General features: G+C 73.6%; 19 protein-coding genes. 7 read left to right on the top strand and 12 right to left on the bottom strand.

The window, feature by feature from the left end; all coding sequences use genetic code 11:
• The first annotated feature begins 382 nt into the window (after positions 1-382).
• Together IF43_RS0117215 and IF43_RS0117210 are read left to right on the top strand one after the other, a co-directional pair.
• A complete protein-coding gene (locus tag IF43_RS0117215) occupies positions 383-1,027 on the top strand; it encodes a ScbR family autoregulator-binding transcription factor (RefSeq protein ID WP_030200892.1) in 645 nt (214 codons plus the stop codon).
• 125 nt (positions 1,028-1,152) lie between these two features.
• Complete coding sequence (locus IF43_RS0117210) at positions 1,153-1,887, top strand: SDR family NAD(P)-dependent oxidoreductase (protein ID WP_051795560.1); 735 nt, start codon at positions 1,153-1,155, stop codon at positions 1,885-1,887.
• A 19-nt stretch (positions 1,888-1,906) separates the two neighbouring features.
• Here IF43_RS0117210 and IF43_RS0117205 read toward each other — a convergent pair whose 3' ends face one another.
• Entirely contained in the window at positions 1,907-2,485 is a 579-nt protein-coding gene (locus tag IF43_RS0117205) for a TetR/AcrR family transcriptional regulator (protein WP_051795513.1), read from the bottom strand.
• Positions 2,486-2,656: 171 nt separating this feature from the next.
• Between IF43_RS0117205 and IF43_RS0117200 the strand changes: the two genes are divergently transcribed.
• On the top strand, positions 2,657-3,331 hold the full coding sequence (locus IF43_RS0117200) for a response regulator transcription factor (RefSeq protein WP_030200883.1): 675 nt from the start codon (positions 2,657-2,659) through the stop codon (positions 3,329-3,331).
• Positions 3,332-3,452: 121 nt separating this feature from the next.
• On the opposite strand, the gene IF43_RS0117195 is transcribed toward IF43_RS0117200, so the two are convergent.
• On the bottom strand, positions 3,453-4,661 hold the full coding sequence (locus tag IF43_RS0117195) for an MFS transporter (RefSeq protein WP_030200881.1): 1,209 nt from the start codon (positions 4,659-4,661) through the stop codon (positions 3,453-3,455).
• 77 nt (positions 4,662-4,738) lie between these two features.
• Here IF43_RS0117195 and IF43_RS0117190 point away from each other — a divergent pair, with 77 nt between their 5' ends.
• On the top strand, positions 4,739-5,119 hold the full coding sequence (locus IF43_RS0117190; protein WP_030200877.1) for a MerR family transcriptional regulator: 381 nt from the start codon (positions 4,739-4,741) through the stop codon (positions 5,117-5,119).
• A 1-nt stretch (position 5,120) separates the two neighbouring features.
• Here the strand turns inward: IF43_RS0117190 and IF43_RS0117185 are convergent, their stop codons facing one another.
• The 10 genes from IF43_RS0117185 to IF43_RS0117140 all read right to left on the bottom strand — a co-directional run bounded on the left by IF43_RS0117185 (position 5,121) and on the right by IF43_RS0117140 (position 15,400).
• Positions 5,121-6,056: a fumarylacetoacetate (FAA) hydrolase gene (locus IF43_RS0117185; RefSeq protein WP_051795511.1), complete on the bottom strand. Its 936-nt coding sequence runs from the start codon at positions 6,054-6,056 to the stop codon at positions 5,121-5,123.
• A gap of 95 nt (positions 6,057-6,151) precedes the next feature.
• Positions 6,152-7,426, bottom strand: coding sequence for a pyridoxal phosphate-dependent aminotransferase (locus tag IF43_RS0117180; RefSeq protein WP_030200873.1), 1,275 nt, complete (start codon positions 7,424-7,426; stop codon positions 6,152-6,154).
• Positions 7,427-7,665: 239 nt separating this feature from the next.
• Entirely contained in the window at positions 7,666-9,318 is a 1,653-nt protein-coding gene (locus IF43_RS0117175) for an AMP-binding protein (RefSeq protein WP_030200869.1), read from the bottom strand.
• A complete protein-coding gene (locus IF43_RS0117170; RefSeq protein WP_051795508.1) occupies positions 9,315-10,451 on the bottom strand; it encodes a Glu/Leu/Phe/Val dehydrogenase dimerization domain-containing protein in 1,137 nt (378 codons plus the stop codon). The genes IF43_RS0117175 and IF43_RS0117170 overlap by 4 nt, the downstream gene beginning before the upstream one ends.
• 50 nt (positions 10,452-10,501) lie before the next feature.
• Positions 10,502-11,065 (bottom strand): type 1 glutamine amidotransferase, encoded by a 564-nt coding sequence (locus IF43_RS0117165; protein ID WP_030200862.1) that lies wholly within the window; start codon positions 11,063-11,065, stop codon positions 10,502-10,504.
• A 14-nt stretch (positions 11,066-11,079) separates the two neighbouring features.
• On the bottom strand, positions 11,080-11,913 hold the full coding sequence (locus IF43_RS0117160; RefSeq protein WP_051795506.1) for a hypothetical protein: 834 nt from the start codon (positions 11,911-11,913) through the stop codon (positions 11,080-11,082).
• Positions 11,910-12,980 carry an N-acetyl-gamma-glutamyl-phosphate reductase gene (gene argC, locus IF43_RS0117155; protein WP_030200849.1) on the bottom strand — a complete coding sequence of 357 codons (1,071 nt, stop codon included), beginning with the start codon at positions 12,978-12,980 and terminating at the stop codon, positions 11,910-11,912. The genes IF43_RS0117160 and argC overlap by 4 nt, the downstream gene beginning before the upstream one ends.
• The gene (locus IF43_RS0117150) at positions 12,977-13,834 is read right to left on the bottom strand and encodes a RimK family alpha-L-glutamate ligase (RefSeq protein WP_030200847.1); all 858 of its coding nucleotides are present in this window, start codon (positions 13,832-13,834) and stop codon (positions 12,977-12,979) included. The genes argC and IF43_RS0117150 overlap by 4 nt, the downstream gene beginning before the upstream one ends.
• Positions 13,835-13,871: 37 nt before the next feature.
• Positions 13,872-14,057: a hypothetical protein gene (locus IF43_RS0117145; RefSeq protein ID WP_030200846.1), complete on the bottom strand. Its 186-nt coding sequence runs from the start codon at positions 14,055-14,057 to the stop codon at positions 13,872-13,874.
• Positions 14,058-14,281: 224 nt separating this feature from the next.
• A complete protein-coding gene (locus tag IF43_RS0117140; protein WP_051795502.1) occupies positions 14,282-15,400 on the bottom strand; it encodes an isopropylmalate synthase in 1,119 nt (372 codons plus the stop codon).
• A gap of 292 nt (positions 15,401-15,692) precedes the next feature.
• Here IF43_RS0117140 and IF43_RS0117135 point away from each other — a divergent pair, with 292 nt between their 5' ends.
• The 3 genes from IF43_RS0117135 to IF43_RS0117125 all read left to right on the top strand — a co-directional run bounded on the left by IF43_RS0117135 (position 15,693) and on the right by IF43_RS0117125 (position 19,319).
• Entirely contained in the window at positions 15,693-16,991 is a 1,299-nt protein-coding gene (locus tag IF43_RS0117135; RefSeq protein WP_030200844.1) for an acyl-CoA dehydrogenase family protein, read from the top strand.
• A 12-nt stretch (positions 16,992-17,003) separates the two neighbouring features.
• Entirely contained in the window at positions 17,004-18,449 is a 1,446-nt protein-coding gene (locus IF43_RS0117130; protein ID WP_030200843.1) for an acyl-CoA dehydrogenase family protein, read from the top strand.
• A gap of 279 nt (positions 18,450-18,728) precedes the next feature.
• Complete coding sequence (locus tag IF43_RS0117125; RefSeq protein ID WP_030200842.1) at positions 18,729-19,319, top strand: dihydrofolate reductase family protein; 591 nt, start codon at positions 18,729-18,731, stop codon at positions 19,317-19,319.
• The last annotated feature ends 88 nt before the right edge of the window (positions 19,320-19,407 follow it).

Here is a 19,407-nt window from a genome sequence, read left to right as displayed (position 1 = left end):
CCCCCGCCCGCCGCGTCGGCGGCGACGGCGGAACCGGTCCGGGCCCCGCCCGCCGTGCCCGTCCGTTCCGGGCGGCCTACCGCGTTCGGCGTGCTCGTCGTTCTCGTGCGTGCGCTTGCTGACATGAAGACGATCCCCCTGTAAGAGCGTGCGGATCCGGTCACGCAAACCTGCGGTGCGTGCCGGGTGGTGCCGGGTTCGTGCTTGAGTCGTGCCTGATCACGTGCCGAAGACGGGCCGAGCACGGGTGATCGACGTGCCGGCCGTGTGCTGAAGTCGTGCCGAAGCTGGTGATGTGCCTGCCGATGGCTCATCCCCAGGCATAAAATAAAGAACATTTTTCTTTTGGTGAAGACTCGTCTTGAAGAGCGGGGTGTGACACATGGCCGTGCGGGCTGTGAAACAGGAACGGGCCGAGCGGACGCGTGCCGCAGTGATCCAGGCAGCGGCGGAGGTCTTCGCGGAGAACGGCTTCGCCGGCACCAGCGTCATGAAGGTCGCCGACCGGGCCGGCGTGACCCTGGGGGCGGTGTACTTCCACTTCCGCAACAAGGAGGAGCTGGCCCGCCACATCGTCGCCGCGCAGCCCGAACTCGTCGTCCCGCCGCACGCCTCGCGCGGCCTCCAGCACGCCGTCGACGTCACGCTCGCCTGGGCGTACCAGCTCCTCGACAACCCCGTGCTGCGCGCCGGGGCGCGGTTGGTGTGGGAGCAGGAGCAGTTCACGCCGGCCGAGGAGAACTCGCACCAGCAGTGGACCGAGATCATCCTCGAGGACCTGCGCGCGGCGCAGACCCGGCGCGAGCTGCGCGCCGGCACCGACGTCGGCCAGCTCGCCCGCCTCGTCGTGAACGCCTGCACCGGCGCGCAGATGCATTCCTACGTCGAGTCGGGGCACCTGGACCTGCCGCAGCGGGTCGAGGAGATCTGGGGCTGCCTGCTGCAGGCCGTCGCCGTGCCCAGTGCCGTCAAGAGGATCGAACTCGGGGAGGACCGCGGGCGCGTGCCCCGGGCCGACTGCGCCTGAGGCACCGTCAGGGTGCCCCGGTACGGTGTCGCCCGGGAACTCCTGTTCGCATCTGAGTCGGGTACGCCGACGGGGAAGGACACACGATGGAGCACGGCCAGGGCATGCTGCGCGACAGGACCGTCATGGTCACCGGGGCCTCCAGCGGGATCGGCGCGGCGGCCGCACGGCTGTTCGCCGCCGAAGGCGCGGCGGTGGTGCTGATGGCCCGCCGCAAGGAGCTGCTGGACGACCTCGCGGCCGGGATACGGGCCGCCGGCGGCCGGGCCGAGGCGGTGGCCGGGGACGTCACCGCCCCGGCGGACGTCGAGCGCGCCGTGGCCCGCGCGGTGGAGGCGTTCGGGAGTCTGGACGGGGCGTTCAACAACGCCGGTTGGGGCTCCATCGGCACGGAACTGCACGAGCTGGACGACGCCGTCTTCGACCGGACCATGGACGTCAACGTCCGGGGTGTCTGGAACTGCCTGAAGCAGCAGATCCCGGTCATGCTCGGCCAGGAGGCGGGCGGCGCGATCGTCAACACCTCCAGCACCGCCGGCTCGTTCGCGACCGGGGCCAGCGCCCCGTACGTCGCCGCCAAGCACGCCGTCCTCGGTCTGACCCGGGCCGCGGCGGCCGAGTACGGGCGGCGCGGCATCCGCGTCAACGCGCTGATGGTGGGCGCCACCCGCACCGAGCTGATGGAGGACGCGATCCGGGAGCTGCCGGTGCTGGAGCAGGCGGCCACCGCCCGGGCCGTGCAGCCGCGTCTCGCCGACCCCGTGGAGGTGGCCCGTGCGGCGGCCTGGCTGCTCTGCGACCACTCGTCGTTCGTCACCGGCGGGGCGATCCCCGTGGACGGCGGGTGCAGCGCCGTCTGACCGGACGCCGGCGCGCGGGTCACGCCCGGGCGTACCCGCGCAGCACCAGGTCCCAGATCCGGGCCAGCCGCGCGGCGGGCCGTCCCTCCGGGACCTCCGGGCGGCCGGCCCCGCTGCGGGCGTCGCACTCCACCCCGGCGACCAGGTGCACGGCCAGCGCGGTCAGGGTGGCCCCGTCGCCGCCCTCCGGACCCCCGTCCAGCCGCCGCAGCCGCTCGCGCACCACCGGTACCCACGCCCCGGTCCACCGCGGCCCGCAGCCGGGCTGTTCCCGCGTCAGCCGGGCCGCCGCGCGCACGGAGACCTCGTCCTCCAGCAGCCGGGCCAGGGTCAGCGTCAGGGCGACCACGGACCGCAGCGGGTCCTCCTGGCACGCCCGTACGCGGGCCACCGCGGCCAGCGTGGCCGCGTGCCCCTGCGCGCGCACCACCTCGGCGAGTTCCTCCTTGTTCGGGAAGTGGAAGGTCACGGCGCCCGTGGAGATCCCGGCGGTCCGCGCGATGCGCGTCAGGGACGAGCCGGCGTACCCGTGGCGGTCGAACTCGCAGGCAGCGGCCTCGACCAGGGTCCGGCGCGTCCGGGCGGCCCTCTCTTGCATCCCCATGTTCCTTCCCTGCGGCGCGGTGCGGCCGGCGGCTCGGCGGGCCCCCGGTGCGGAGGTTCCGCCCCCACCGGGTGGCGGTTAAAAAAAAAGAGACACTATTATTTAGTCATGCTCGGGGCGCGCTCGCGCGCACCTCGCACCGACTGGCGCACAAGGGGGAGAGCAATGACTCAATTAGGTGCCCGCGTCCTCGTCGTCGAGGACGACGACACCGCGGCCCAGAGCAGGGTCCGCGAGCTGCGCCGGCAGGGCTACGCCGCCCGCAGCGTCGACACCGGCGCGAAGGCGCTCCGCTCGCACGAGCAGTCGGACCTGGTCCTGCTCGGCCTCGACCTCCCCGACATCGACGGTCTGGAGGTCTGCCGCTCCATCAGGGAGACCGGAAACAAGCCGATCATCTCCGTCACGCCCCACGACACCGAGATGGACCGGGTCCTCGCCCTCCAGGCCGGGGCCGACGACTGCGTCGTCACCTCCTGCGGGGCCCGGGAGATGGCCGCCCGCATCGAGGCCGTCCTGCGCCGGGCGCTGCCGCGCCCGCAGCCGCACCGGTTCCTCCGCCTCGACCCGCTGCGCATCGACGTCCTGACCCGCGAGGTCCGGCTGGCCGGCGAGCCCGTCGCCCTCACCGGCAAGGAGTTCGAGCTCCTGTGCCTGCTCGCCTCCCGGCCCGAGGGCGTGGTGTCCCGCAAGGAGCTCATGGCCCGGGTGTGGGACACCAGCTGGGCCGACTCCAGCCGCACCATCGACACGCACGTGAGCAGCCTGCGGGCCAAGCTCGGCTCCCCCACGTGGATCATCACCGTCCGCGGCGTCGGCTACCGGATGGGCCGCGGCTGAATGGCGGCGGCCCCACCGGCCCCGCCCCCTCCCGGCCCCCTCCGTCCCCGTCTCCCCCCGAACGCACGCGAAGCGGCCCCCGGCATCCGGGGGCCGCTTCGAGCGGTACGGGCAGCGGGCCTCAGCCCGTCGCCGGCCGCTTGGCCGGGAAGGCGTGCGCCCGCGCCCCGACCACGACCAGCAGCACCGGAGCCAGCAGCGCCAGCACGCTCCACGGGAACGACGTCGGGCCCAACCGGTCGAGCAGGATGCCGCCCACCGCGCCACCGCCGGCCATGAAGGAGTTCCACGTGGTCACCAGCAGGGCCTGGCCGCGGTCGCCGCCCGCGTCGGTCACGGCGGTCTGCAGCAGCGTCGCCACGCCGCCCCAGCCCAGACCCCACAGGATCATCGCCGCGTACACCACCACCGCGTTGTCGGCCATCGCCCACAGCAGGCCGGCCGCCACGATGAACAGGGCGGTGCTGCCGATGGTCAGGGACCGCAGCTTGCGGTCCACGAGGGCACCGGTGATGAAGATGCTCACCATCGAGGCGACGCCGAAGACCAGCAGGATGATGTCGCGCTGGCCGCCGAGTTCGTACTCGTCGAGGAACGTGGCGATGTACGTGTAGAGGATGTTGTGGGCCAGGACGTACGCCGCGACGACGAACAGCACGGCCACCACGCCCGGCAGCCGCAGCGCCTTCAGGATCGGCTCGCGCTTGCCGGCCTCCTGGCCCGGCGCGTCGGGCACCGATGCCAGGATCCAGAAGATCAGGGCCACGGACACCGCGGTGACCAGGCCGAAGGTCAGCCGCCAGCCGAGCAGCTTGCCGAGGAACGTGCCCACGGGGATGCCCAGTGCGAGTGCGAGCGGGATGCCCGCCATGGTGATCGCGATGGCCCGGCCCACCAGGTGGGGCGGCGCCAGCCGGCGGGCGTACCCGACGAGCTCGGCCCACACCACCGCCGCGGCCACACCGGCCACCAGGCGGAACACCATGGTCAGCGCGTAGTTGGAGGAGACGGCCGTGACCAGGTTGGCCACGGCGAACGCCAGTACGGAGACCAGCAGCAGCTTGCGCCGCCGCCACCCGGCCGTGGCGACGGACACGGGGATCGCCGACAGGCCGGTGGCGATGGCGTAGATGGTCAGCATCTGCCCGGTCGCGGACTCGCTGACCGAGAGGTCGCGGGCCATCTCGGGCAGCACGCCGGCGGGCAGCGCCTCGGTGAGGATCCCCATGAAGGCCGCGGTGGCCAGCGCCAGCAGCGGCGACATGGGGAGCTTTCGGTCGTCAACTCCCCTGGGGGAGGGGGCAGTCAGTGTTTCCTGTGAAGTCGTCATGGCCTGTATGCTCAAACCCTTACATAAGTGTGAAGGTCAAGACCTTCAGAGAGACCTTCTGGTGTGGAGTGGGTCACATGCGCATCGGGGAGCTGTCCGAACGCACCGGTACGTCCCGCCGGTTGCTGCGCTACTACGAGGAGCAGGGGCTCGTCCGGGCCGCCCGCTCCCTGAACGGCTACCGCGAGTACGACGAGGACTGCGTGGACCGGGTCCTGCAGGTGCGCGGCCTGCTCGACGCCGGTCTGCCGACCCGGGTCATCCGGCAGGTGCTGCCCTGCCTCGACCGGCCCCGCGAGATCCGGATCTCCGGCGCCGCGCAGGAGACGGTCGACGCGCTGGAGCGCGAGCGCGACCGGATGAACGAGCGCATCGCGTGCCTCGTGCGCAACCGGGACGCCATCTCCGGCTACCTCGACGCCGTCCGCGAGGCGCAGCGGCAGCCGGCCGCCTCCTGACTCAGACAGAGGCCGGCTCCGGCACCGCCACCGGCCCGATCACGTCCCCGAGCGGCTCGGCGAACCGCACGGTGTTGGCCAGCTCGACCCCGTGGCTCGCCACGTCGATCACGATCCGGTCGCCGTCGGCGATCCGGTACCCGGCGTGCCAGCTGGCCTTGTCGGAGCCCAGCAGCAGGTAGTTCACCAGGCCGGGCCGGCGCATCGCCGGGTAGGAGAACAGGTTGTTCACCATGTCCGCCACCCGGTGGAAGACGGCGTCCCCGCCGCACGAGAAGTCGCCCCGCCAGGCCGGCTCCCCGTCGCGCTCGATGGTGATCGTCCCGGTGACCGTCCGCGGCGGCTCCCCGAGGAACAGCCACGGCGTCATGGACGTGTCGCACAGCTTCGCGTACGGCGTCCAGCCCCACGGGTTCCGCTGGTGCAGCCCGATGTCGTTGAGGTCGTTGCCGAAGGAGTAGCCGGCGTAGCGGGGGTAGCCTTCCTCGTCGTTGACGAACACGAGGGCCACCTCCGGCTCCTCCAGCAGCGCCACGGCCTGCGCGGGCACGGTCAGCTCCTCGCCCCGTACGCGCAGCCAGGAGCCGAAGCCCTTGATGAGCCAGTTCGGGGCGTTGAACTCCTCGTCCGGCGCCGGCGGCTCCGGGAACTTGGAGCGGTGCGTGCCCATGAAGCCCGTCAGCAGCGCGTCGTTCGTCTCCGTGGGCAGCAGCGGCGGCAGGAACCGCAGCTCGGGGTCGCCCGCCGTCACGGTGACCGTCTCGGTGACGGCGGTGACCGCGGCGGCCAGCGCCTCGGGCCCCTGGCCGGCGACCAGTGCGGCGCGCAGCTGCCCGTCGGACACGGCGTACAGGGTCGTGGTCTCACCGGGGACCGGCATGCCGAGGCCGGCGTACCGGCGGCCCCGGTACTCGCATTCGAAGAGGATGGTGGACACGGGCCGGACCTCCTGGGTCGGGGACGAAAGGGGGGACGTGAAGATCTGAGGACCTGCGGACGCGGCGCAGGGCGCGCAGGGGTCGGGAGGCGCGCCTACGGGGCGGCCCTGAGGTCGGCCAGCACCTCGCCGACGCGCTCCACGGACGCCCTGATCCAGGGCAGGGCGAGCGGGTCGGGCGCAGCCAGCGCGGCGGTCCGCTCGGCCTCCGTGTCGCCGTACAGCCGGCTGGTTGCGGCCCGGACGCGCAGCGACTCCGACGCCTCGCCGAAGGCGCTGCCGGGCAGCAGCCCCACCCCGTACCGCTCGGCGAACAGAGCGGCGAGCTGCCCGCCGCAGTGCACCCCGTGGACCCGGGCCAGCCGCTCGCGCAGCGGCTCGAAGTCGGGGTAGAGGTAGCAGGTCGCCACGACCGGGGCGAGGAGCGCGCCGACGGCCGTGAACCGCTCGGCCACCGCCCGGGCCACCGCCGCGTGCAGCCGTACCGAGGCGGCCACCCGCTCCACCACCTCGGGCGGCTCGCCGAACGCGTACGCGGCGGCCGCCTGGACCGGCGCCGCGGTGCTCGACCACACCTGGCTGGCGATCCCGGTCAGCCGGGTGCGGGTCTCGCGGCCGAGCGGGCTGTCGGGGAGCCGGGCCACTCCCATGCGCCAGCCGCCCAGGCCCAGGTTCTTGGTCAGCCCGGTGGTCACCACGGTCCGCTCGGGCGCGAACACGGCGGGGGAGACCGCCCGGTCCGCCGGGTCGAAGGCCAGGTCGCAGTAGATCTCGTCGGAGATCACGAGCAGGTTCAGCTCCCGCGCCGCCTCGGCCAGCCGCTGCACGGTGCCGGGCCCGGCGACGGTGCCGGTGGGGTTGTCGGGCAGGGTCACCACCACGCTGCGCGGATGCCGACCGGCCGCCCGGGCCCGCGCCACCGCCGCCCGCAGCAGGTCCGGGTCCGGTACGCCGCCCTCGCCCGGCCGGACCGGCACCGGCAGCGCCCGGCCCCCGGCCAGCGCGGCCTGCGCCGCGTAGCTGACCCAGCTGGGCACCGGGACCACCACGTCGCCGCCGACCGCCAGCATCAGCGCGAACAGCAGCGGCTTGGTGCCCGGCCCGCACACCACGAGGGAGGGGTCGACGGGCAGGCCGCGCCGCCCCCAGTAGCCGGCCGCGGCCGCCCGCAGCTCCGGGCTGCCGGCGACGGGGCCGTACGCGTTGCGGTCGGCCGCCGCGGCGAGCCGGGTCCGCAGCTCCGGCAGCACCGGCAGCCCGATCTCGCCGCTCGCGAGCGACAGGACCCGCTCCCCGGCACGGCGCCGGCGCTCCAGCTCCTCGTCGGCGGCGAGGGTCGCCGACATGGTCACCGGCGCGGGTTGGGACATTGCGGGCCTCCATCGGGGCGGGATCGGGAGGAGATCGGGAGGGGGAAGGGGCGGAAGGGATGGAAGGGACGGAAGGGAGAACCGGGGGGCGGACGGGGGAGGAACACCCCCCGGTGTCCGGGGTGCGGGAGCGGCCCCGCGGCGGCCGGCCGCTCCCGCGGGGGAGGGCCGGACCGGCCGCGGGCCGCTCCCGGGCGGGCCCGCGCCACGCGGGCGCGGTGCCCGGAGCGGGGCCGGGCTCAGCCCGCGTACAGCTCCCTGAGCTCGACCTTGCGGACCTTGCCCGTCAGGGTCTTGGGCAGCGCGTCCACGACCTCGAGCCGCTCCGGGAAGAACCGCGGGTCCTGCCCGTGGTCGCGCAGGTGCGCCCGGATCTCCTGGAGCGAGGGCCGGCGCCCGCCGCGCGGTACGGCCACGGCCAGGATGGGGTCGTCCACCTGCCCGGTCGGCCCCACCAGCGCGGCCTCGGTGACCTTCGGGTGCCGGGAGATGATCGCCTCCAGCTCGGCCATCGGGACCACGATCCCGTCGCGCAGGACCGTGTCCCGGGACCGCCCCAGGATCCGGATGCCGCCGCGGCCGTCCTCGCGCGCCACGTCGCCGGTGTCGAACCAGCCGTCCTCGGTCAGCTCGGAGTCGAAGGCCTCCTGCTGCCTGAAGTAGCCGAGCGCCTGCGACGCGCCGCGCGCCCGCAGCCGGCCCACCGGGGCCCGCTTCGTGGGGTCGTGGCACACGTCGATGCGGATCTCCATGGAGTCGATCGGCCGGCCGTGGCTGTGCGCCGCCCAGTCCTGGTTGTAGTCCAGCCGGCTGATGGTGACCGGCCCGAACTCCGACATGCCCCACACCGAGTACGTGCGGGCGCCGAAGGTCGTGCGCAGTTCGTCCACCAGCTCCTGGAGGACCGGTGCCGCGCCCGTGACGGTGTGCCGCAGGCTGGAGACGTCGTGCGGGTCGACCTGCTGCGCCTGCGCCACGCCCGAAAGGGTCGGCGGGGGCCCGTAGAGCAGCGTGGCGCCGTACCGCTCGATCAGGTCCAGCAGGCCCGCGAAGTCGGGGCCGTCCTGGAAGGCGACCGTGCCGCCGAGCATCACCCCGGCGAGCACGCCCTGGCCGAAGCCGGAGTAGTGCACCAGGGGGGTGGTGACGGCGACCACGAGGTCCTCGCGGAGCAGGAAGGTGTCCACGTACCCGCGCACGCCCGAGTGCACGGTGTTCTGGCTGTGCACCACGCCCTTGGAGAAGCCGGTCGTACCCGAGGTGAACAGCACCACGAACGGCTCGTCCGGCCGCAGCTGACGACCCTCCAGGTCCGCCGCCCGGGTCTTCTCCCAGTGCACGGAGACGAAGTGCTGCTGGAAGTCGACCGCGCCCTCGGGCGTCTGGCCGTCGAGCACCACCAGATGCTCCAGCGGCAGCTCGTCGCGCAGCCCGGCGACCGTCCCGGCCAGCGGGTAGCCCTCCCACTCCGGCACGGTGACGCACACCTTCGCCTCGGTGAGGGAGAGCCGGTGGCGCAGCTCGTCCTCCTGGCAGACCGGCGCGATCGGGCAGATCACGGCGCCGACCGCCATGCAGGCGAACATCAGCGGCACCATCTCCCACCGGTTGGGCAGCTGTACGGCGACCACGTCGCCCCGCTGCACGTCCAGCTCCAGCAGCGCTCCGGCGAACCGGTCGGTGAGCCGGGACAGTTCGGCGTAGTCGAGGGTGTCGGTGCGGGCCTCGTCCAGGCGCCGCCCGGCGACGGCCAGCTTGCGGGGCCGCTCGCGGGACTGCCGGCGCAGGTCGTCGAGGAAGGTCTCGTCGCGCCACCAGCCGCGACGCCGGTACTCGGCCATGCGGTCGGCGGCCGAGGAGGCGGCCAGGATGGAGGTCGTCGTCGTGGTCATCGCAGCAGTTCCCCACGACGGGTGGCCAGCAGTTCGGGCAGCGGGTTGCCGGCCGTGGCCGCGGCGATCTCCAGCAGGGCGCGGGTGTTCTGCCGGACCTTGTCGCCGACCCAGTCGAACACCCAGGCCTTGCGGGCCTCCGCCGCCAGCTCGAAGGGCACGACCCGGGTGACCGCCAGCGCGGCCGAGGCGGCCCCGCCGATGTTGGCGATGACGCCCGGGACCAGGGCGATCCCGGCGGCGGCCGCCTTCTCCCTGGCCTCATCGGTGGAGGCGATGTTCGCGCCCTCCACCACCAGGCCGGCCTTGAGCCGGTGCGCGTTCTCGGCGGTCAGCGCGTGCTTCTGCGCCGCCAGCACCAGCAGGTCGGCGTCCACGTCCAGCCAGGCGTCCGGCTCGGTGGAGACCGTGACGCCGTCCGGGAGCCGGGAGTGGTCGATGCGGCCGAAGCCGTCCGTGATGTCGACCAGGTCGGCCACCGGCAGCCGGTCGGCGCTGAGGGTGCCCTGCACGTCGGCGATGCCGACGATCACGTGCCCGCGGTCCTCCAGGAACCGGGCCACCGCCCGGCCCACCGCGCCGAAGCCCTGCACCACGACCCGGGCCGGGCCGCCGCGGCCGCCCGCCTCCAGGGCGGTGAGCGCGGCCACCCCGACGCCGTGGCCGGTGCAGTCGATCAGCGGCTCGTAGTACGTGCGCCAGTCGATCGGCATGTCGGGGGCGCCGCGCCGGAACCGCGGGTCGTAGCCGGCCGTGTCGAAGAACACCGCCCGGTCGGCCGGGGTGACGCCCATGTCGATGCCGAGGTGGATGCCGCCGTGCAGCAGCGGCTTGACGGTGCGGCCGAAGGTGCGGAACGTCTCCACCCGGCCCTCGCCCCCGGAGTTGGAGGCGTCGGCGACGATGCCGGCCTTGGCACCGCCGATGCGCAGCCCCGCCAGGGTGAACTTCTGCGTCATGTCGTGCGCCAGGCCGGCCACCTCCTCCTCGGAGACCGCCGTCGTCATGCGCGTACCGCCCATGGCCAGGCCGTCGACGAGCGAGTCGACCACCACCCAGCCCTTGAGGGGCCCGCCGCTGCCGTTCAGGTGCACGGTGAACGCGGGTTCGTGCGTGTCTTCCACTGCACTCATGGTCAAGTCCTTCGGTACGTGTGTACGTGTGTGGGTTGGGCGGCCGGCGGTCACTGGTAGAGCTGGGCGAAGCCGCGCAGGACCTCCAGGCCGTCCCGGCGGAACTCCACGTGTGCCTGGGAGCCGAGGATCCGGCCGTCGTCCGAGCTCAGGAACTCCACGGGCGCGTGCTCGGAGCGGCCGATGGAGCGGAAGCCCGCGGGGGCCTCCTGCAGGTACAGGGTGTGCCGGTGGAAGAGGGTCACGGTCGGTTTGACGTACGTGAACAGCGGCTCGGTCTTGTCGACCTCGGCGTCGTAGCCGCCCACCCGCTGCGGCCCCTCCGCCAGCCGGCCGCCGTTGGCCACGGCGATGATCTGCATGCCGCCGCAGATGCCGTACACCGGCACGTCGGAGCCCATGACCAGGTCGATCAGCGGCCGGTAGTAGTCGGTGTCGTAGGCCCGCACCTTGGTGCCGCTCAGCACGATCGCCTGGTAGCGGCCGCCGAGCGAGGCCGGTACGGACGCCGCGTCGACCGCATCGGTGTCCGAGCCCAGTTCCTCGAAGCGGGTGCGCAGCTGTTTCAGGGACAGGGTCCCGTTGTTGACGACGAGTACGCGGGGTTTCGCCACGGTCTCTCCACTCCTCAGCTTCGCGTGATGACGGTGCCGGTGCGGCCGGCGAGCAGGTCCGAGACGGGCGCGCTGCCGATGACCACCCGCTCCACGCCCCGCTCCAGGGCCTCGCCCGCGGCGCGCAGCTTCTTGCGCATGCCGCCGGTGGCGCCCTTGTCGCGGAACGCGGCCGCCGCCTCGGCGGTGATCTCGCGCACCGGCTCGCCGTCGATGAGCAGGTGGGCCACGTCCGTGACCAGGACCAGGTCCCGGGCGCCGGTGGCGCCGGCGAGGGCGGCCGCGGCCCGGTCGGCGTCGGTGTTGACCTCCTGGCCGACGGCGTTCCTGGCGAGCGGGGTGACGAGGTAGGCGTGGCCGGGCTGGGTGTTCTTCAGCGCCGTCGGGTCCACGCCGGTGATCGGGCCGACCAGGTTCTCCAGTTCGACCAGCTGCTTGTCGCGCCACCACCAGCGCTCGCCCTCGCCGGCGAACACCAGGCCCTCGCTGCCCAGCAGCCGCTCGGCCGCGATGCCGCGCCGCTCCAGCCGCGCGAAGACGTCCTCGGCCATGCCGGCGCTGACGGTCTTGATGTCCGCGATGACCTCGGGCGTGGTCCACCGGCTCTGGTTGCCGTACCGGTCGCGCAGGACGGCCGACGGCTCGCTGTAGCGCGGGTGGAGCCGCTTGAGGGGCTTGGACCAGCCGTGCACGAGGACGAGCGGCTGCTCGTGCCCGTGCCGGGCCAGGTCGTCCCACCAGCCGTCGGCGAGGGCGTCGAGGCAGCTGCCGCCGAGCTTGACCACGGTCGGTGCGGTCCGCTCCAGCGTCGCCAGGTTCGTGTCGGGGCGGGTCAGGGTCTCGCTCATACGGGCATCACCGGCTGCATCGTCAGGCCCGTCTCCTCGGGCAGCTCGAACCGCAGGTTGGCGGCCTGCACGGCCTGCCCCGCGGCTCCCTTGACCAGGTTGTCGAGGGCGGACAGCACGACGATGCGGCCGTCCTCCTCGTCGTACAGGACCGTCACGTCGCAGTAGTTGGAGCCCAGGACCGCCTGCGGGTCGGGCACCGGGATGAGCGTCTCGGTGTTGCGGCGCACCCGCACGAACCGGTTGTTCTTGTAGAAGCGCAGGTACGCCCGCTGCAGCTCGCGCAGTTCGACCCGGTCGTCCGTGAACACGTAGCTGCTGGTCATCAGGCCGCGGACGTGCGAGACGCCGTACGCCGACATGCTCAGCGTCCCGATCGAGCCGGGCCGGCCGCGCTCCAGGAAGTCGCGGACCTCACCGGCGTGCCGGTGCCCGGTCGGCGCGTACGGGGCGATCGCCCCGTTGCGCAGCGGGTGCAGGTCCGCCGTGCGCAGGCTCAGGCCGCCGCCGCTGGAGCCGGACTTGCCGTCCACCACGACGGTCCTGAGGTCCAGCCCCAGGCCCAGGGTCAGCGGCGCCAGCCCCAGGGTCATGGAGGTGGCGTAGCAGCCGGGCAGCGAGATCAGCGGGGCGCCGGAGAACCGGTCGCCGACCAGCTCCGGTACGCCGTACACGAAGCGGTCGACGAGGTCGGGACGCCGGCTGACCTTCGGGTACCAGCGGTCGTGCAGTTCCGGGGTGCGGATCCGGAACGCGCCGCTGAGGTCGATGACCGCGGGCACCTTGTCGGCGAACAGCGCCGCCAGGTCCGCCGAGACCGGCGCCGGGGTGGACAGGAACAGGACGTCGACCTGGTCGGCGACCGCGTCGGCGGTTTCCTCCGTGACCGGCCGGACCGTCAGGCCCCCGAAGTCCAGCCGCAGGCCGGGGTGCATCTCGGAGACCCGGCGGCCGATGTTGGAGGAGCCGCCGAGGAAGGTCAGCTCCAGGTCGGGATGCTGGGTGATCAGTCTGATGAGTTCGCCGCCGGCGAGCCCGGAGGCGCCGACGATTCCGGCACGGATCATGCGAGCAGCTCCTGGACGTGGCGGACGACGGCCGTCGGGACGTCCGCGCCGGTGGCCGAGGCCACGGCCCGGAAGCCGGGCGCGTGGTTGACCTCGTTGACCACGAAGCCCTCGGGCGTGCGGAAGAGGTCGACCCCGTAGATGCCGGGGCCCAGGACGTCCACCACCCCGTCGACGATCTTGACGACGTCGGGGTCGTGCGCGACGGCGCGGCTGCTGTTGCCCAGCGCGGCGTTGTTGCGCCAGTCGGTGCCGCCGCTGGCGAACTCGGCGGCCCCGACCAGCTCGCGGCCGACGACCAGGCAGCGCACCGAGGTGCCGCCGCCCAGGTACGGCTCCACGAGGCAGGCCTGCTCGAAGGCGTGCCCGAGGTCCTCGACGTAGTCGTACACGGACTGCGCGGTGTCGGTGTCGCGGATCAGGGTGACCCGCTTGCCCATGCCGCCGAAGACCGGCTTGAGGACGACGGGCACGGGTATCTCGCCGAGCGCCTCGGTGAAGTCCTTGCGGGACAGCACCAGCCGGAAGTCCGGCACCGGCACGCCGGCGGTGCGCAGCACGGTGCGCAGCGCCGCCTTGTTCTCGCAGGCCTGGATGGCGCCGGCGGTGTTGAGCACCAGGGCCCCGGACGCCTCGGCGAGCGAGGCGATCAGGCCGCCGCGGGTGTAGCTGCGGCTGCGGACCAGCAGGGCGTCGTAGTCCTTGACGGACGGGGCGTCCGGGTGGCCCAGGCACAGGGACTCGTCGTTGACCCACTCGACGTCCAGCCCGTGCTCGGGGCCGGACCGGATCAGCTCGCGCTCCTCCCAGGCGATCCGGTCCGCGACGATGGCGACCTTCCTGACCTTCTTCACGACCTTCGTGACGACCTTCTTGGCGGTCTCGGCCATCTCACTGGCCCCAGTCACGCAGCTGGACCTCGACCATGGACAGGCTCAGCCGGCCTTCCTCGACGTCCTCGACGCGGAGCGTGAGCATGCACTCGGGGCAGGAGAACGTCTCGCCCTGGACGACCGGGGGGACGGTCAGGTCGGTCTCGCACTCGGGGCAGACGCCGGTGAGGGTGGCGGTGGACATGTGGCAACTCCGTTTGTCGTACGGCGATGTCGGAAGGGGTGGGGGTGGGGGGTGGGGAAGGCGGTACGGACATGCGGGGTGGGGCAGGGGCGTTCGGGTGTGGGGGGTGGGGAGGGAGGGCGGTGCGGAGTGCGGGGGCGGGGAAGCGGGGTTCGGGTGTGGGGTGGGGAAGCGAGGTACAGGTGTGGGGCGGGGAGGGTGCTGCGGAAGGCGGTGCGGCGTGCTCAGGCGGCCTGGAAGTCGATGGCGGCCTTGCGGATCGCGTCCCGGTCGAGCAGCGGGCGCCCCTCGCGCTCCTGCCGCTCGACGAGCCACGGCGTGAACAGGTCGACGTCGACGAAGACGCCCGAGTCGGCCAGCGCCCACTTCACGAGCGCGGGCGTCAGACGGGTGCGCACCAGCAGCTCCCGGGAGTTGCCGACCAGCTCCGCCGGCAGGGTCTCGTACGCCTCGGGGTGCGTGAGCTGCCCCGGCAGCTCGTACGCGAAGGCGTGCGGGGTGGTCGGCCCCGACTGGAAGGCCTCGCCGAGCCCCGCTCCGCGCAGCGCGACCCGGGACAGCTCGGTGAGGTGCGAGAGGTCGAACCGGGTGTCGCCGTGGATCACGCGCAGCGAGGTGAGCAGCTCGGCCAGCGGCGCGTTGCCGCCGCGCTCGCCGATGCCGCCGACCGTCACCGAGATCCACTTCGCGCCGGCCCGCAGCGCGGCCAGCGAGTTGGCCACGGCCATGCCCAGCATGTTGTGCGAGTGGATCTCGATCTCGGAGCCGTCGATCGCCGTGAGGTCGGCGATCACCTCCTCCATCTGCCAGGGGGAGAGGTACGCGACGGTCTCCGCGAGCCGGAACCGGTCCGCACCCGCCGCGAAGCCCGCGGTCACGTAGGGGACCAGGCGCTCCCTGGGCGTGCGCGCGCCGTCCTCGCCGCTGAACGTGACGTGGAAGCCGCGGTCCTTGGCCTGCCCGATCGCGGAGCGGGCCAGTGCCTCCAGGAACTTCGCGCTCGGCGAGCCGAGCTTGAGCTTCGCGTGCTGCTCGGAGGTGGGGATGGAGTACATGACGTGGCGCACGCCCAGCCGCTCGGCCTCGTCGAGGGCCGTGGCGACCTGCTGGCGGTCGCGCACGACGACCAGGGTCATGCTCCGCTCGGGGCCCACGGTCTCGTGGACCGCGTCGATCAGGTCGGCGTCCTTGGAGCCCGGGCCGGACACCATGCCCACCTCGACCAGGTCGATCCCGGTCTTCACCAGCAGGTCGGCGATGACGGCGGCGTCCCGGGGGCCGAACTCCACGCCGGCCATGTGGGCGGAGTCCCGCAGGGTCGCGTCGGACAGGTGGGGAAGCATTTTCGGAATGCCGCCCCCGTGCTCTGCTAATGCCATTGCCTTCTCTCCTTCATCCGGAGCGAGCCGTCACACATCTTGCTGTGACCTGCGGTGACGAGACAACGGCTGGCATGTCAGAAGACTGTCAAGGACTGTGCGGAAATGTGAGTCACCGTGAGCCGTGTGAATTCTCCGTGCGGCTGTGCGAATTCACTTTGCCGTATTTCCCTTTCTCGAAATCCTCGGGGTGGCCCACCGCACGTCCGCGGTGGCCACGGAACGGACCCGAAAGGGAGAGAGAGGAGGCCCGACGGTGTTTCCGCATTCCCCCGACTCCGGCCGGCCGTCGCCGGCCGAGGCGGCCCGGGAGCTCGCCGACCGGGTGGCCCGCCCCACCGCCGCGGACCGCGACCGCGAAGGCCGGTGGGACGCGCGGCTGTTCGCCGACCTGGCCGCCGCGACGGCGGACGGTCGGGTCGCGGGCTTCGGTGCAGTCGCCGGTGCCGGTGCCGGTGCGGCCGTGGGTGCCGGTGCGGCGGTGGGTGCCGGTGCGGCGGTGGGTGCCGGTGTGGCGGTGGGCGCCGCTCCGGACGCCCCGGCCGTCGTACCCCCGCCCGCCGGGGCCCTCGTCCCCGCGTCCCTCGGCGGTGCGGGCCTGTCCGCCTCCGAGACCTGCGCCCTGCTGCACGGTCTGGGCGAGGGCGCCCGCGACCCGGGCCTCACGCTCGCCCTCGGCGTGCACGCCGTCCTGGCCACCGTGCCCCTGCGGGCCTTCGGCAGCCCCGGGCAGCGCGAGCGCTACCTGCCCCGCATGGCGTCCGGCGAATGGCTCGGCGGCCTCTCCCTGCGGCAGACCCAGGGCGGCTCCCTCGCCCCCGCCGTCACCGCCTGGCCGGCCCCGCACGCCCGCGACGGCTGGCTGCTCTCCGGCACCCTCGACCTGGTCGCGCTCGGCCCCCGGGCCCACCACTTCCTCGTGCTCGCCGCCCACCAGGACGGCCGGCGCACCGCCTTCGTGCTCGACCGCGCCACGCCCGGCCTGCACGTCGAGGCGGACGCCCGGACCGCCATGCCCACGTGCCCGTGGGGCCGCCTCGTCCTCACCGACTGCTTCGTTCCGTCCGCCGCCGTGCTCGGCACCCCCGGCGGCGCCGTCGCCGAGGTCGAGCCTCTGCTCGCCGCACTCGACTGGGTCTTCACGAGCGCACCCTGGCTGGGCGTCATGCGCGCCCTGACCCGCGACGCCGTCGACACCGCCCGCGAGCGGGAGCTGTTCGGCCGGCCGCTGACCCACGCCCAGTCCGCCCGCTTCACCCTCGCGGACCTGGCCACCCGCTGCGAGCTGGCCGAAGGCCTGCTCTACCGTGCCGCGGCGCAGTTCGACGCCGGCGGCCGCCCGTCGCCCCAGGACGCGGCGGCCGCCCGCCTGTTCGTGGCCGCGGCCGCCCGTACCGTCGCCGAGGGCGCGGCCCGGCTGGCCGGGCCGCTCGCCGACGACGGCGACCGGCTCGTCGAACGGGCCCACCGCGACGCGCTGTTCTTCGCCGGCACCGGCGGCGGCACCGAGGTGCTCCGCCCCGTGATCGCGGCTTCCCTCCTCGGACTCGGCTGACAGGACCACGCCATGACCGCCACCACCACGTACGCGAACGGCGCGGCACACGAGGCCGCGACCGACGCCCACGGCACCGACAGCACCGACAGCACCGGAAGCACTGACGGCCCTGACAGCCCCGGCAGCCCCGGCAGCTCCGGCACCATCAGCGACACCCACAGCACCCTCGTCAACGACGCCCTCGCCGCCACCGCCGCAGCCACCGCCACCGGTACCGGCACCACGACCGGCTCCGCCGGTACGGTCGCGTTCCCCGGCATCGCCGCCCGCGCCGCGGCCACCGACGCCACCGGCCGGATACCCGCCGAGAACTGGCAGGACCTGGTCGACAGCGGGTACCTCCGGCTGTTCCACCCGCCGGAGTTCGGCGGTACCGGCGCCGACGGCCCCGCCATGGCCGCCGCGATGGAGGCCCTGGCCCGGGCCTGCCCCGGAACGTACTGGGCCGCCAGCGTCTCCGCCCTGCTCTGCGGCAAGCTGATCACCACCTACGGCGACCCCCGCGGTGCCCACGCCCCGCTCCTCGCCGCGCTGCTCTCCGGCGAGAAGCTCGCCGCGTTCGGCGTCGTCGAGAACGCCGCGGGCAGCGACGCCGGCACCTTCCGCACCACCGTCCGTCCGGCCCCCGGCCGGTCCGACGGCAGCTTCGTGATCACGGGCGAGAAGTCCCGCATCACCAACGCCCCGGACGCGGACGTGGCGGTCGTCCTGTCCCGCCGGGAGCGGCCGCTGGGCGACGACGGTCCAGAATGGTGCCTGGCCTTCGTCGACCTCCACCAGCCCGGCGTGCACCGCTACGACATCCCGCGCATGGGACTGCGGGCCATGCCCTGGGGCGGCATGGTCTTCAACGACGCCCACGTGGCCGCCGCCGACGTGCTGCCGGTGCCGTTCGAGGAACTCTCCGAGGGCATGGCCTGGGGCTGGCTCAAGAACTCGATCGGCGCCGTCGCCCTTGCCGAGAACGCCCTCGCGGCCTCCGTGCGCCACGCCCAGCAGCGCGTCTCCTTCGGCCGCCCGCTGGCCCACATGGAGGGCGTACAGGCCCAACTCGCCGAGTCCCGCGCCCAGATCGACGCCGCCCGGCTGCTCGCCGTCCGCTGCACGAGCGAGCGCGCCGCCGGCCGCTCGGCCCGCGACCTCATCGGCATGCTCAAGGTCTACGCCACCGAGATGGCGGTCGAGGTGACCGGCCGTGCCGTCCAGATCCACGGTGCCGCCGGCCTGACCCCCGGCCACGAGGTCGAACGCCACTACCGGGACGCCCAGATGCACGTCATCGGCAGCTTCGCCTCCAACCGGCTGCGCGAGCAGATCGCCGAGGGCATCGGCCTCGGTCCCGCGGTCTACGCCCCGTTCGACTGGCTCGCCCCCAGCGGCCTGGCCCACACCCCCGCCGGTCTGGACGGCCTGCGCGCCCCCGCGGGCCAGGACGGACCACCGGCCGCGCCCTGACGGGCGTACCCGCTCCGGGTGCCTGCCCCGAGGCACCCGGATGCGGCGTACGCGGTCCCGGCGCCCCCGGGCCCGCGTACGCGCCACCGGCCCCCCGAGGGCCGGCCCCGGAGCCCCCCGCGCCGCACCCGCGGGGGGCTCCACGCACATGTGGCCCAGATCACACGGATAGATCTTCTTCCGGGCGATGATTCTCCGGGCCCGTGCCGGTCTACACAGGCGTAACGGCAACGGGCGGACGGGCCGCGAGGCCACGGCGACGGAAGAGGACGTACCGACATGCGCATCGTCATCAGTGAGTTCATCAGCCTGGACGGCGTCGTGCAGGCCCCCGGCGGCCCCGACGAGGACGTCGACGGCGGCTTCGCCCACGGCGGCTGGACCCACCCCTTCTTCGACCCGGAGGTCGTCGGCGGTGCCTTCGCCGAGGCCGCGTTCAAGGCCGACGCCCTCCTCTTCGGCCGCCGCACCTGGCAGACCATGGCCGGCGCCTGGCCCGGCCGGGCCGGCGACCCCTTCGCGGACCGGATGAACGCCCTGCCCAAGTACGTGGTCTCCGGCACCCTCGCCGACTCCGACCTGACCTGGAACACCAGCCTCATCCCGGCCGCCGACGCCGTCGCCCGCCTCCGCGAGCTGCACGGCACCGAGGGCGGCGACCTCCTGGTCATGGGCAGCCCGAGCCTCGTGCGCACCCTGCTTGCCGAGGGCCTGGTGGACGAACTGCGTCTCATGCACATGCCGGTCCTGCTGGGCGGCGGCAAGTCGATCTTCCCCGCGGACGGCGGCCTGCGCACCCTTGAGCTGGTCTCCACGACCACCTCCCCGCACGGGGTCCAGGTCTCCACGTACCGCCCCGCCAAGGGCTGACCACGGGCTTTCTGCCCGTCCCGTCCCGTCCCCTCCCCGGTTCTGTCCGGAGCCGTCCGGTCCTGTGCGGTCCTGCCTGGTCCTGCCT

This window comes from Streptomyces sp. NRRL S-87, assembly GCF_000719335.1.
Taxonomy (GTDB): domain Bacteria; phylum Actinomycetota; class Actinomycetes; order Streptomycetales; family Streptomycetaceae; genus Streptomyces.
This window is presented reverse-complemented; position numbering and strand designations above follow the sequence as displayed.